Here is a 13,841-nt window from a genome sequence, read left to right as displayed (position 1 = left end):
TCTGAGCATACAAAGCCCCCCTCCATTGGGGAAGGGGCCCTGGCAGACATGCCTTGCATGTCGAAGAGCGATACGGACAACCCCTTCGCTTTAGACCGGCTGGTCCGAAACGTGCGTGGAGTTGACCGTGATGCGGTTGCCGCCGGGCTCGGTCAGCGTGAAGGAGTCGTGGATGCGGCCGCGGCGGATCTCCGACACATTCAACCCCTTGGCGCTGTACTCGGCGTGGGTGGCGTCGACGTCCTCCACCATCAGGTCAAACTCGGCGTCCGCGGGCCCGGCGGCTTCGTCCTGCCGAAGCACGATGTGCGTGCCGCCCCGCATTTCCAGCACGGCCATGGCATCGCCTTGCACGATGGGACGCATGCCGATGTCCAGCATGGCGGCGATGGACTCCGCGAGGGCGTTGGTGTTCATCCTGACGTGCCCAATCCAGACGGGCGGACGCGGATCGGTGTACTGTTCAGTGCTCATGACGCCTCCTTTGCCCGCGGCTTCCCGGAGGCGGGAAGCCGCCCTGCCGTCGCTGCCCCTGCGGGTGACCCGATTATCCGTCGGCGAGGCGGCAAGCGCTAGATGTCCACACGCCCTAGCAGGGACAGGACATCGTCGGAGCCGTTGGAGTGCGTCGTGATCGGCTCGCCGAAGTTCATCGCGTAGAGGGCCGCGTACAGGCCGCCCTTGGCCAGCAGCTCCCGGTGGTTGCCGGTCTCGATGATGCGCCCGTGGTCCAGCACGACGATGACGTCGGCGCTGGTGATAGTCGACAGCCGGTGCGCGATGACAACCGACGTGCGGCCGCGCAGCACCGCCTTCAGGCTCTCCTGGATGATCTTCTCCGTCCGCGAGTCGATGTTGGCGGTCGCCTCGTCCAGCACGATGATGCGCGGGTCAGCCACGACGGCCCTGGCGAAGCTGATGAGCTGCCGCTGGCCCATGCTCAGGTTGTTGCCGCGCTGCTGGAGCATCGTGTCGTAGCCGTGGTCGAGCTCCATGATGAACTCGTGCGCGCCGACAGCCCGGGCGGCGGCCTCCACCTGCTCGTGGGTGGCCTCCGTGTGGGCGTAGCGGATGTTGTCGCGGATGTTCATCGAGTAGAGGTACGGCTCCTGCAGCACCATGCTCATCTGCCCGGCCAGGCTCTCCCGTGTGACGTCACGCACGTCGTAGCCGTCGACGCGGATGGAGCCGCCGGTAACGTCGTAGAAGCGGTGCATCAGCGCCACGAGACTCGTCTTGCCCGCGCCCGTCAGCCCCACGAGGGCCACGTTCTGCCCGGGCTCGATGGTCAGGTTGATGTTGTGGAGCACCTGCTCCTCGGACGTGTATCCAAAGCAAACGTCGTCAAAGACGACCTCGCCCCTGATCGGCGGCAGCGTATGGGCGTCCTTCTTGTCCTGCATCTCCGGCGAGATGTCCAGCATCTCGAAGATGCGTGCGCCGGAAGCCATGGCCCGCTGGAACATCGTGTACTGCAGGGTCAGCGTCCGGATGGGTTCGAAGAACCGCTGCACGTAGATGAGGAAGGCGACGAGGAATCCGATCTCAAGCGCGCCGTCGAAGACCCGGATGCCGCCGACCACCACCACGAGGCCCATCGACACGACCGTCAGCGTCTCCACCACCGGCATGAGCGAGGCGGAGAGGAAGGACGCACGAATGGTCCGGTTAAGGTGCGTCTGGTTCAGGGTGTTGAAGTTGGTGAGGTTCTTGTCCTGCCGGTTGGTGCTCTGCGTCACCCGCACGCCGGAGACGTTCTCCTGCAGGTTCCCGTTCACCGCCGAGATGGCCACTCGCACGCCAAGGAACGTGGGCCGCGACTTCTTCTGCCAGAAGATGAGAATGACCCCGAGGAACGGGATGACCGAGAGCGTCACGATGCCCAGCAGCGGGTCCAGGTAGATCATTGTGCCCGCGATGAACACCAGCATCATGATGTCGCCGATGGTGGTGATGCCGACGTCCATGAACTCCTGAAGCTGGAAGACGTCATTCTGGATGCGCGACATGATGCGGCCGACCTCGTTGCGGTCGTAGAACGATGTGGCCTGGTTCTGCAGGTGCTCGAACATCGAGGTCCGCAGGTCATGCAGCACGTTCACCGTCACGCGGGCCAGGGACACCAACTGCATGAAGTTGAACAACATGTTGAACAGCACGTTGATGATGAAGAGGATAGCGGCAATCTCGAGGTTGCCCCAGGCGGCGTCCGCCCCGGTGACTCCATCGACGAAGTTGTTGATGGCCCAGCCGATGATGAGGGGCTGCATCACCATCGTGACGATGTGGCCGGCCATGCCGATGAAGGACGTCGCTACCCAGAACTTGTAGGGCAGCGCGTACTTGGCAAGGCGCATGACCACGCCGTGGTCATACAGGTTGCCCATGAGCACGTCGTCAAGCGCCGAACGCCCCAGGTGCCCGTAACCGCTAACGCGGGTCGTCAATCCGAGCCCTCCAATTCGCCTGCCAGTTGGACCTCTTGCAGCGCCGCCTCTTCCATGGGCTTGAGCTGCGACTCGTACAAGCTGAGGTACTCGCCGCCCTTGGCGAGGAGCTCCTCATGCGTGCCTCGCTGCACGATGCCGCCGTCGCGGAAGACGAGGATGAAGTCGGCGTTGCGAATGGCGCTTAGGCGGTTCGTCACCACGATGGTGGTGCGGCCGCTCATGACCTCTTCCAACCCCTCCTGCACCAGGTGTTCCGTGTGCGCGTCGACGCTGGATGTGGAGTCGTCAAGGACGAGCACAGGCGGGTTCATCAGAATAGTGCGGGCGATGGAGAGCCGCTGCTTCTGCCCTCCGGAGAGGCCTCCGCCCCGCTCGCCCACAATGGTCTCATACTGGTCGGGCAGGCCGGAAATGAACTCGTGCAACTGCGCGATGGAGGCCACCTCGCGGATGTCCTCGTCGGAGGCGTCGCCCTTGCCGTAGGCGATGTTCTCCGCGATGGTCGCCGTGTGGATGAATACGTCCTGCTGCACGACGCCTATGTTGCGCCGCAACGACTCCAGCGTCGCATCCCGGATGTCCCTCCCATCAACGGTGATTTCGCCCGAGGTGGGGTCGTAGAACCGGGGAAGCAGGTGCGCAAAGGTGGTCTTGCCGCTTCCCGGCCGGCCCACGAGCGCAACTACCTCGCCCGGGGAGATCGAGACATTGATGTCCTGCAGGGCGTGTGCATCGCCGTCGTAGGACAGCGACACGTTCTTGAACTCGATAGCGCCCTTGACGCGCCCCCACTCCGTCGCGTCCGTCCTCTCGGACACCGGCGACTCCCAGTCGAGTATCTGGAAGAGCCGCTGGCCGGAGGAGATGGCGCGGGAGAAGCTGTTGACCATCCATCCCATCATGCGGACAGGCATGGTCAGCAGTCCCATGTAGAAGATGAAGGCCGTCAGCTCGCCGGGTGTCAGGCCGTTGTACTGCACCTGGTTGGTGAACGGGTCGACGACCCGGCCGTCGATGACCTGGTTGCCGCCGACGTAGAGGATTGCCGCCAGCGCGCCCAGGAAGAAGAAATTCATCACGCTGAAGTTCCTCGCCCAGACGCGCTGAGCCTCGTACGTAGCCTCACGCACAAGTTCGGCGCGGCGTTCGAACTTCTCCTGCTCGTATTTCTCTGCGGAGAAGGCCTTGACCACGCGCATGCCGGAGAGGTTCTCCTGCATTGTGGTGACCATGTCGCCTGTGAGCCGTTGCACCTGCATCCACTTGCGGCGCAGGCCCCTGCTCGTGTCGATGGCGCGCCAGCCCAGAGGCGGCACGAAGGCCAGGCTCACCAGCGCCAGCGTCACGTCCGTCAGGAACATTGCGATGGCGATGCCGACCATCATGGCGACGACGAAACCGAACCGGACGGCGCCCATGTTCACGAACATGCGCACGCCCTCGACGTCGGCCGTGGCCCGCGACATCAGATCTCCCGTGTTCTGCTTGTCGTGGAAGGCGAAGCTCAGGTGCTGTAGCTTGTTGTAGAAGTTGTTGCGGATGTCGTACGCCACCTTCTGCGACGTTGACTCCGCGAAATAGGTCTGCCCAAAGGCAAAGATGCCCCTCGCTGCACCGGCGAGCAGCAGCGCAAACGCCAGCAGCCACAGCGCCTCAACATCGCGGTCACCGGACCTGAGAACGCTGTCGACGCTTTGGCCAAGGATGCGCGGCACCGCCAGGGCGACCGCGGCTGCGCCGAACACAGAGAGGTAGCCCATAGCGAGACGGCGCTTGTATTTCTTGAGAACCAGGCCAACGATGCGAATGATTGTAGGCATGACAATATGTAAATTTAATACCTGTTTGTACTATGTGTCAAACGTGGAGACCACCGCGAAGTCGCGTTTTTCGCAGCCGGCGGAGCCTGGGCGCCCGGCTGTAACGGCCGCGGTCACTGTGGTTTGTCAGCCACCACAATCATACGACGAGATTCGACGCCGTAACGTTCCAATTCGTAGCCGCCGTATACGGTGCGGTAGACCAGGCCCGCCGTGTCCAGCATCCGCACCAGCTCCGTCAGCGAGTACAGGCGAATGGTGAGCCCGTCCGTGTGGTGCGTCTCGCCGTCGGGCGAGGTCACATGGAAGCTGTTGTTGATGCGGCTGTGCAGCAGGTCTATCTCCCTGCGCTCCTGGTAGACCGTGCCGTTGGGCGCCACCTTGCGCTCGTCGCGCACATAGTTGGACACCACCCACTCGCGGTTGATGAGGTCGATGAGGAACTGGCCGCCCGGCTTGAGCGCCTTGGCCACCTGGTGGAGCACCTTCATGTCCTCAGCGTCCGAGTTCAGGTAGCCGAAGGACGTGAACAGGTTGATGACCGCGTCAAACCGGCCCTCGAACGGGATTTTCCGCATGTCGTTGCGCACCAGAGGCAGGTCGACGCCCGCCCCCGCCGCAATGGCCGCCGCGCGCTCCAGGTACGCGTCGCTCAGGTCGAGGCCCGTCACGCGCAGTCCCGTCAGCGCGAGGATGACGGCGTGCCGCCCATGCCCGCAGCACAGGTCGAGCACCTCCGCGTCGCGCGACAGCTGCAGCACGCGGTGCACAAACGCCGACTCCACCACGGCGTTCTCCGGGGAGATCGTCTCCCGGTACGCGCCAAGGTAGTCATCGCGAAAGAACTCCATGTAGGACGGGACGGGGAGCTGTTCCATTGCGCCTCCATGTTGCTCGGGAGCGACGGGGCGCGCCGTCGCCCCCGCACTCCATAAAACGGGGTTGGGCATACCCCAAGTTCCCCCCTATGCTACAATGCAGCCGTCATACCACTACTCTCTCCTCCCCCCTTGGAGCATGCCCGTTGATAACCCTGCAGGGCAAAGGCGCGCTCATCGTGGGCGCGCGGCGCGTCGGCGCCGTGGTCGCGCGCCGCATGGCGCAGGAAGGCATCAACCTCGCCATCGGCTACCGGAGTTCCGCATCGGAGGCTGAGGCCCTGCGTGATTCCCTGGCAGGAACGGGATCGATGGCCTTCACCGTGCAGGGCGACCTGAGCCACGAGGCCGATGTGCAGGCGATGGTGGAACAGTCCGTCGCCACCCTTGGAAACCTCAATTTCGTTGTCAACCTGGCCTCCGACTTCCCCCGCGTGCCGCTGCCCTTGCTGGACTCCGTCGCCTGGGACCACGCGATGAGCACGGCGAAGGGGAGCTATCTGCTGGCCGTGCACGCCGCCCGCGCCATGGCGCTCAACGCCGGGCCCACGCGCGGCCACATCGTCCTCTTCGGCGACTGGGCCGCCGGCGAGACGCCCTACCGTGAGTGCCTCCCCTACCTGACGGCCAAGTCCGCGGTACAGTTCATGACCAAGGCCTTTGCCACTGAGCTGGCGTCGCACGGCATCCTCGTCAACGCCGTGGCGCCCGGACCGACGATGCGCCCGGAGGACATCACCGAGGCGGAGTGGCGCGACGACATCATTGCGCAGGCTCCCCTGCGCCGCGAGTCGTCGGCCGACGAGATTGCGGACCTGCTCATCACGCTGCTCAAGAGCGAGACCATCACCGGCGAAACCATCCGCGTTGACGCAGGGCGGCACCTGGCGGGCCCGGGTCCCCTGGCATAGGAGGCGCCATGGCGCGGCACAGGATCACCAAGACCATCGACTTCTGCTACGGCCACCGCCTGCTGGAGTACGACGGCAAGTGCAAGCAGCTCCACGGCCACAACGGCCTGATCGAGGTCGACCTTGAGTCCGGCACCCTCGACCGCCTCGGCATGGTGCGCGACTTCACGGAGGTCCGCGACATCGTCAAGGGCTGGGTCGACGAGCACCTGGACCACAAGATGCTCCTCCGCCGCGACGACCCGGTCATTCCCGCGCTGTCGGAGCTGGGCGAGCCCCTGTACCTCCTCGACGTGAACCCGACGGCCGAGAACATCGCCAGGCACATCTTCGAGCAGGCGCGGGAGAACGGCCTGCCCCTGACGGAGGTCCGCCTGTGGGAGACCCCGTCGAGCTATGCAGTCTACCGGGAGGATTAGACACTGGACGACGTAGCAGCCCTGGCCAGCGGCGGCCTCGATAGCTGTATCCTCGTTGCGGACATGGCCGAGGACGCCATCGTCACGCCCATCTACGTGCGCAAGGGCCTCGCATGGGAGGACGCCGAACACGCGGCGCTGGTCGCCTTCGTCAAGGCCCTCGGCAACCCGAACGTGCGCCCCGTGACGACGCTCAGCATCCCCGTTCGCAACGTCTACGGCCGCCACTGGAGCGTGACGGGCAAGGACGTCCCCGGCTACCAGGCGCCGGACGAGGCCGTGTTCCTGCCGGGACGCAACATCCTCCTGCTCGGACTGGCCGCAGTCTGGTGCAGCACCCACGGTGTCTCGCGCATCGCCATCGGCACGCTGGGCGGCAACCCCTTCCCCGACGCCACGCCCTCATTCTTCGAGAGCTACGCCTCGGTGCTGTCGCAGGGGCTTGGGCACCGGGTCATCGTCGAGACGCCGTACCGGGGCGGCAGCAAGTCGCAGCTCATCCGCACCCACAGCCACCTGCCGCTGGAGCTCAGCCTCACCTGCATCGCGCCGTCCGAGGGGCGGCACTGCGGCGACTGCAACAAGTGCCGCGAGCGCCGGGAGGCCTTCGTCGAGGCCGGCGTGCCGGACAAGACAGCCTACGCAAAGGAATGACACCCGCATGGACCGACAGGAACGTATCGAATGCCTGATGCCGCTGCTCCGGCAGGTGCTGGAGATCCTGGGCGAGGACCCCGATCGCGAGGGGCTGCGCCGGACGCCGGAGCGCTGGGCCGACGCCCTCCTCACCTACACGCAGGGCTCCGAGGAGTTGGCCCACGACCACCTGAAGGTGATCTTCCAGCTCGACGAGGACGACTTCCCGCAGGGCTCCGACGACATGATCATCCAGGACAACATCCAGTTCACGTCCACCTGCGAGCACCACATCGCGCCCTTTCGCGGGGTGGTGCACCTGGCCTACATCCCCAACGGGCGGAGCCGTGTCATCACCGGCCTCTCCAAGCTGTCCCGCGTGGTCGAGGTCTTTGCGCGGCGGCTGCAGGTGCAGGAGCGCATGACGCAGCAGATCGCCCGCGCCATCGACGACAGCCTCGACCCGCTGGGGGTGATCGTCGTGGTGGAGGCCATCCACTACTGCATGATCTCGCGGGGGGTGCAGCAGCGCTCCAGCACCACCATCACCACCGCGCGCCGGGGCGCCTTCCAGTCCAACCCCGGGCTGGAGAGCAAGTTCCAGGAGTACCTGCGGCTGCGGATGACCGAGCCCATCAACTAGCGCGGCGCTCGCGGCTCCGGCCATCGACGGCCAGCGCATTGTTTGCCGGGTCAATCGTCACCCCGTAGCTGGTTTTTCGGCATTGTTTTGGAACAATCTGTACCTTGGATCGGGAAACAATCGGAAACAATCCCTAGCTGCGACCGGGATTGTTTCCGAATCAATGCGTAGCTGACCATCGGACTCCCAGCTACGATTTGAATAGTTCCAAGAATTTGCACCCCCTCCCCTCTGCGACCCGCGGTCGGCACGACGGCGTGAGACCACGGTATCGGCGCATGCCGCTCTCGCGCAACGGGCCCGTGTCAGGGCCATCGCGGGCATATCTGCTACACTCGTGCTTTGGGCAACCCGATACTCCTCTGGAGGACCATGACCGCTCCCGCGACCACAACCGCCCCGCGATTCTTCTTCGGCTGGTGGCAGGTGGTCGTGGCCGCCGTGCAGGGCTTCTACGCCGTCGGCGGGGCATCTTTCGCCGCGGGCGTCTTCTACATACCCATGCGGGACGAGCTGGGCTGGAGCGCGTCGCTCATCTTCGGCACGTTGTCGCTGCGGATGATGGCGGGCGGCATCGCCGGCGCGACGCTCGGCCCGCTCGCCGAACACCGATGGGCCCCGCGCGCCATCATGCCCGTGGGCGCCGTGCTCATGGCCCTCTCGTTCATCATGGTGAAGTGGGCGGAGACCCCCTTCCACTTTGTCCTCTGGTACGGCATCGTCGGGGCGGCGGGCACCGCGCTGGCGAGCCCCGTCGTCCTGGAGGCCATCGCGGTCAAGTGGTTCGTCCGCCGCCGCGCCGCCGCAATGACGTGGTTCCAGGTCGGCCCGCCCATGGGGGTACTGGCGTTTCCTGTCGTGCTGACGGCGCTCATCGCGTGGCTCGGCTGGCGCGACGCGTGGCTGTGGAGCGGCCTGAGCATCCTGGTGGTCATGCTGCCGCTCACGTTCCTGGTCCGTTCGCAGCCCGAGGACATGGGCCTCCTGCCCGACGGCGACGCCGCCCCGCCGCCCACTCGAGGCCCGGAGCGCCCGGCCAACTACGACACCGGCCTGACGGCCAAGCAGGCATTGCGGACGCAAGCCTTCTGGCTCCTGACCATTGCGGCATTCGTTGGCATGTTCGGCTTCCCGGGCTACCAGTCGCACTGGGTGCCCTACTTCCGCGAGATCGGCTTCGACGCGGCGACTGCGGCCTTCGGCGTCTTCGTGTTCGGCGTCTTCTCCGTGAGCTCGCGCTTCGTGTGGGGCTACCTCGCGTCGAGGTTCGAGGTGCGACCGGTCTTTGCCGTGCAGATGCTCCTGTCTGCCGTCGGCGTCGTGATCATCCTGCTCATCAAGAACGAGGCGATGCTGCTGGTGTGGGCGGTGGCGCAGGGATTGACCATGGGCTCATTCTTCCAGCTGCAGGCCATCCTGACACCCATCTACTTCGGCCGGCAGCACATCGGCGCAATCCGAGGGATGATGTGGATGCCGATGAACCTCGCGGCGGGCATCGCGCCGCTCGCGCTGGAGCGACTGCACGCCTGGCGCGGCGACTACAACGCGGCGTTCCTCATGGTGCTGGTGTTCTGGCTCATCACGGCGCTGCTGGTGTGGCTGAGCCGCGCGCCGGGGCGGGTGGTGCGGGGGTAGGGGGATCAACTACGGCCAGGAATACGTGTCCGGCGGCGTGACCTCGTGAAAGATGGAATACTCTGAGACTACGTTGTCGTCACCCATGAGGCGCGCCCAGACCACGATGGTGTAAACGCCGGGGCCGTATTGGTTGAGGATGCTGTTAATGTCAGCGGTTACAGTGAAGGAATCACCGCCCAGGCGCCAAGTCTGCGCGGTGATCCAGGGGACGGTATGTAGTACCGGAGGGAGCGACCCGCTTGCGGCCTTGGCGGCGTCATAGTGCAGGCTGGCTTCATCAGGCGAGCCGGGCGCGGATGCATCCAATGGTACAGCGTAGGGGTCTGGGCACTGGCCGTACTCCTGAGTGAACTCGTGCGTATCGTAGAACCACCCGCCAGTCAAGGGCGGGCGCAATGAGGCGACTTGCAGCCCGTTGGTGTAGCAGTAGGTTCTTGAAAGCTGGCCTGCGGTCAGCGGGTGCGGCGGCGGGTCAAAGTAGACTTGGACGCCCAAGTCGTCCTCGCCACGAATGACCGCGCCGTTTTTGAGCGTTCCCTGGAGGCTGAGGGTCCCGCCCGCTATGGCCGGCAACGCATCATAGACAACATAGTCGCCTTCAAAGTGCTGGACGGCGTTGATGTTGTACCGGTCCCATGCCAGCCCGATGTTCACCTTCTGGTGCGTGGGATCAAGAATGTTGCGGCGATGGCCTGGGCTGCCCATCCATCCCCGCACGGCATCCTCAACCTCAACATCAAGGCTATCGAGGCTCCTCACCCAATCACTCGCAGAGATGCAGTAGTCCAGCCCTCTCCCATTCTCTCCATTGGACTGATACCCGCCTGCCAAGGTGTATCTCATGTATGGCTTCAGGCCATCTACGCCCCAATGGGAACTGATGCAGTGCTTCAAGCCAGACTCTGCGTGTAACTGGGCGGCGTTGTTATCACCTAGGGTGACGAGACCAACACCTGCACGTTCACGCTCCGCATTGATCAGGCCCAGCATTTGCTGCTTATATTCTAGATGCCGAAGGTGGGGTGGTCCTGCAGGAGTCGGGGTGGGTGTGGGCATTGCCGCCCAGGATGCGCTCTGCTCTTCCCACCAGTCCGCGATGTTGTCCGGCATGTCTCCGATGCGAGCCTGCAGTTCATCATCACCTATCACCCAGCCAACTGCCGCAGCCAGCGCCATGCAGAGCAGCAGCAGCGGAATGCGAACGGGGCCGTCGCGCTTTTGCGGCTGACGGTTCAATACCCCTCTGGGCCTACGCATCGGATCCCACATCTCGTCCGGCAAGTCCGCCCTTTGGCGGTCCCTGTGCCGGCCCAAGCCCACCATCAACGCCCCTTCCCTCCCGAACTTGCGGGGAGTGTTGCCCTACTCCACAAACACTGAAAGCTCCACCAGCTTCTCCTCAAGCTCCCCGTCGCCCCTGTCCCGCCACACTACAATGGTGTAGACCCCCGGCTTCTGCATGAGGTGTCCAACCTCAGCCGAGAACGTGAAGGCGTTATCCGAGTCCTGCCAGTCCGTGGCAACAATTTCATTGGGACTCAGATCTGTATAGAAGTGGCCGGCTTCCAGCCTACGGAGGACCCGCATCGCCGGCGCTCCGCACTCCACAGTCGGCCCCCCGCCCGTGCAGTAGCTCGCGAGCGCATTGATCGCGGACGGCGACAACGACTGCGGGGGAGGGTCGTAGAAAACGCTGACCACGCCCGCAACCTTGACCCCCGGTTCCCGTTTCACCATGGAAAAGATCAAGGTGCGCTTGTCTATGAGAATTGGGGGGCCGAGCGCCTCCGCCGAACCTCCTTCAAAGTGCTGCACAAAGACCACGCGGCGGTCATTCCATGCAATGCCGATGTTGACCGTTCGATGACCCGGCCCCAGGATTCTGTCGCGACGCACCCCTCCCGAGTCTTCTTCGGAGTCAGTCATGGCGCGATGCAGGTCCTCGATTGCCGCTTCCGGCACAGGTGTATGGCAATTTGCCTGAGAATCGCCACACCCCATTGCAGCCCATTTCTGGTCCGTGTAGCCCTCAGCCACTGCATTTTCCAAGGCGTAGCTTGTGCCTCCGGTCCGGGAATACACCATATATGGTTTGCTTCCATTGACCCACCAATGGCCGGCATAGTTGTGCTTGAGCATTTCGTCAGCGTGCAATTGCGCCGCCGGATTGTCGCCCAACACGACGAGTTGCAGCCCCTCATTTGCGCGATCGCTATTGATGAGTTCCAGAGACAATTGACGGAGATGCGTCAGCCGGGCGTCTCTGGCCATCGTCGGCACGACCGTCGGAGGTGCAGGGGCCGTCGCCGTGGGTGTCGGCGCGGGCGTTGGTGGCGCAGTGGCGAGCGGGGCAGGCATCGGCGTAGCCGAGGGAGACGGCGTCGGCGCAGGCAGGGGCGTTGCGACAGGAGTGGGCGCGGGCGTCGGCGTGGGCGTCGGCACAGGCGGCACGATCGCCGCGACGGGCGTCTCCGCGCTTCCGCCGCCGTCCAAAAACCTGCCGTCTGCGACAACCCACCCGCCAAACCCAGCAAGCGCGATCAGCAGCGCCCACAGCAGCACGCGGTCAAAGCCGCCACCGGGAGGAGCCTCTCTGGCGGGCGTAGGCAGCGGAAGGGGCGGAGGCGTCTGCCGCGGCGGCTCCGGCCGCAGCGCGGGTGGACGAGCAGGCGGCGCGGGCGCAGGTTCCGGTGGCGCGGGCGGGGCGGGTACAGGTTCCGGCGGCGCGGGCGGGGGTTCCGGCGGCCTCCGGCGGAGCAGCCGTTCAGCGTCCCTGACAGCGTCTTCAATGCTGGGGCCAACCTTGGGAGGAGCGCGGCGCGGTGGAGGACTTGCGGGCGCTTGACGTGTTGGAGGGCTTGGGGGCGTCTGACGAGGCGGGTCGGGATCGTACCCCGTGCCCTGGCAATGGGGGCAACGCAGCCATTGAACGGAGGCGCTACCGACGACCTCTGTCTGGGTCTGAACTTGCCCGGTGCCTCCACACTGGCGGCATCGCGAGCCATCGACGATATAGACTTCCCATCCTCGGCGTCTCTGCTCAAGCAAGTGAGGGCCGCAGAGGAGTGCAGAGCCTCCACTGCCATAGAGAGTCAGGTCTGCGCCAAGAAGGTAGCCCACAGCCGGACGATCACACTGACGGTCGCCGCACTTGGCCTGGTTGGCGTTGTGCCCGTGGCACCGGAATTGCGTTCTCGTATATTGCCGTCCGCATTGGCGGCACCATACGAGGTCACTTCCGGCACGATTATCAAAACGATTCATCGCAAATTGCCATAATAAGCTGGCGTTCCCGTGACGTCCCTACACAGCCCCAAACCCCATCGCCGCCACCCACCCCGCGACAACCGCCACCGCGATGACCACGGCCCACACGACAACCCGCCCAACGCCGCCCTTGCTGCGGCTCGGCCGTGCCCCCCGCGCCGGCCGGTCCTCCGTCGCGATGCCGCCCGACTCCTCGGCCGTCGGCTCCCCCAGCCCCTCTAGCACCCAGTCCGGCAGCGGCGTCGTGGGGCGTTGGCGGCGTATGCGGGCGAATCGACGCCAGAACGGCCGGCGGTCGCCTGCCTTCCGTCGGCCTTCATTGCACCAGTAGCAGGTGCAGTGCGGCGGGTGGTCCCTGTACCAGCCGGTCCGTGCCATCACTAATCTCCACTTCTCTCGCCCAGCCTGCGCAGCGCCTCGCCCGTCATGCGGAAGAGGCGCCACTCCGAGAGCATTTCCGCGCCGAGTCCCTCGTAGAAGCGGTGGGCATCCGTGTTCCAGTCGAGCGCCGCCCACTCGAACCGGCCGCAGCCGCGCTCGACGGCGATGGCCGCGACGCGCCGCATCAGCAGCGATCCAAGCCCTTGCCGGCGATGCTCGGGCGACACGTAGATGTCCTCCAGGTAGAGCCCCGGCCGCGCAAGGAACGTCGAGTACGTGTGGAAGTACACGGCAAACCCCGCGGGCGTGTCGTCCACGAATCCCAGCAGCGCCTCGGCGCTCGGCGCGTCGCCGAACAGCGTTGCGCGCACGCTTTCCTCCGTCGCCTCGACCAGGTGCGTCAGCCGCTCGTACTCCGCGAGGCCGCGGATGAACGCGAGAACCAGCGGCACGTCGCCGGGCGTGGCGGGCCGGACCGAGAGCCTGGGCTGCGTGGCCACCGTCGCATCCTGTGAATCGCTCCCTTGCAGCGGAAGCTCCTCCAGCCGCGACAGCAGCGCGCGGGCGCCCTCGACCCTGACGCCCGTGGCAGCCGCCCGCTCGCGCAGGTTCCGGTCCGACGTGTACAGCAGGGCGTCCGAGCCCCGGGGCAGCCCTGCCAGCAGCCGCACGATGTGGTCGTCGGCGCCGTTCCGCCCCGGGCGCTCCGGGTACTCGACGGTCACGCCCTCGACGGGCGGCAACGCCGCGGTGCCCTTCGGCGCGCCGCCGCCGCACACCACCGCCCACCGGCCG

General features: G+C 65.4%; 13 protein-coding genes. 5 read left to right on the top strand and 8 right to left on the bottom strand.

Annotated elements, in window-relative coordinates:
* Window positions 1-90 precede the first annotated feature (90 nt).
* The 4 genes from OXC99_07490 to OXC99_07475 form a co-directional block, all read right to left on the bottom strand.
* Window positions 91-474: a hypothetical protein gene (locus OXC99_07490; protein ID MCY4624827.1), complete on the bottom strand. Its 384-nt coding sequence runs from the start codon at window positions 472-474 to the stop codon at window positions 91-93.
* A 98-nt stretch (window positions 475-572) separates the two neighbouring features.
* Window positions 573-2,447, bottom strand: a complete 1,875-nt coding sequence (locus OXC99_07485; GenBank protein MCY4624826.1) for an ABC transporter ATP-binding protein — start codon at window positions 2,445-2,447, stop codon at window positions 573-575.
* Entirely contained in the window at window positions 2,444-4,270 is a 1,827-nt protein-coding gene (locus OXC99_07480; GenBank protein ID MCY4624825.1) for an ABC transporter ATP-binding protein, read from the bottom strand. Before OXC99_07480 ends, OXC99_07485 begins: the two co-directional genes overlap by 4 nt.
* A 113-nt stretch (window positions 4,271-4,383) precedes the next feature.
* Window positions 4,384-5,148, bottom strand: coding sequence for a class I SAM-dependent methyltransferase (locus OXC99_07475; GenBank protein MCY4624824.1), 765 nt, complete (start codon window positions 5,146-5,148; stop codon window positions 4,384-4,386).
* A gap of 146 nt (window positions 5,149-5,294) precedes the next feature.
* Between OXC99_07475 and OXC99_07470 the strand changes: the two genes are divergently transcribed.
* The 5 genes from OXC99_07470 (at window position 5,295) to OXC99_07450 (ending at window position 9,395) form a co-directional block, all read left to right on the top strand.
* The gene (locus OXC99_07470; protein MCY4624823.1) at window positions 5,295-6,059 is read left to right on the top strand and encodes an SDR family oxidoreductase; all 765 of its coding nucleotides are present in this window, start codon (window positions 5,295-5,297) and stop codon (window positions 6,057-6,059) included.
* Between the two features lie 8 nt (window positions 6,060-6,067).
* Window positions 6,068-6,478: a 6-carboxytetrahydropterin synthase gene (locus OXC99_07465; GenBank protein ID MCY4624822.1), complete on the top strand. Its 411-nt coding sequence runs from the start codon at window positions 6,068-6,070 to the stop codon at window positions 6,476-6,478.
* 21 nt (window positions 6,479-6,499) lie between these two features.
* Window positions 6,500-7,132 carry a 7-cyano-7-deazaguanine synthase gene (locus tag OXC99_07460; protein MCY4624821.1) on the top strand — a complete coding sequence of 211 codons (633 nt, stop codon included), beginning with the start codon at window positions 6,500-6,502 and terminating at the stop codon, window positions 7,130-7,132.
* Window positions 7,133-7,139: 7 nt separating this feature from the next.
* On the top strand, window positions 7,140-7,757 hold the full coding sequence (gene folE, locus OXC99_07455; GenBank protein ID MCY4624820.1) for a GTP cyclohydrolase I FolE: 618 nt from the start codon (window positions 7,140-7,142) through the stop codon (window positions 7,755-7,757).
* 342 nt (window positions 7,758-8,099) lie between these two features.
* The gene (locus OXC99_07450) at window positions 8,100-9,395 is read left to right on the top strand and encodes an MFS transporter (protein ID MCY4624819.1); all 1,296 of its coding nucleotides are present in this window, start codon (window positions 8,100-8,102) and stop codon (window positions 9,393-9,395) included.
* Window positions 9,396-9,404: 9 nt separating this feature from the next.
* Here the strand turns inward: OXC99_07450 and OXC99_07445 are convergent, their stop codons facing one another.
* The 4 genes from OXC99_07445 to OXC99_07430 form a co-directional block, all read right to left on the bottom strand.
* Complete coding sequence (locus OXC99_07445; GenBank protein ID MCY4624818.1) at window positions 9,405-10,679, bottom strand: CAP domain-containing protein; 1,275 nt, start codon at window positions 10,677-10,679, stop codon at window positions 9,405-9,407.
* A gap of 81 nt (window positions 10,680-10,760) precedes the next feature.
* Window positions 10,761-11,678: a hypothetical protein gene (locus OXC99_07440; protein ID MCY4624817.1), complete on the bottom strand. Its 918-nt coding sequence runs from the start codon at window positions 11,676-11,678 to the stop codon at window positions 10,761-10,763.
* 1,023 nt (window positions 11,679-12,701) lie between these two features.
* Complete coding sequence (locus tag OXC99_07435; GenBank protein MCY4624816.1) at window positions 12,702-13,043, bottom strand: hypothetical protein; 342 nt, start codon at window positions 13,041-13,043, stop codon at window positions 12,702-12,704.
* Between the two features lie 2 nt (window positions 13,044-13,045).
* Entirely contained in the window at window positions 13,046-13,546 is a 501-nt protein-coding gene (locus OXC99_07430; GenBank protein MCY4624815.1) for a GNAT family N-acetyltransferase, read from the bottom strand.
* Window positions 13,547-13,841 lie beyond the last annotated feature (295 nt).

It is taken from the genome of Chloroflexota bacterium (assembly GCA_026713825.1).
In the GTDB taxonomy this organism is placed as follows: Bacteria; Chloroflexota; Dehalococcoidia; order Lucifugimonadales; family UBA1127; genus UBA1127.
Note: the sequence above shows the minus strand (reverse complement) of the source record. Positions and strands in the feature narration are given on the sequence as shown.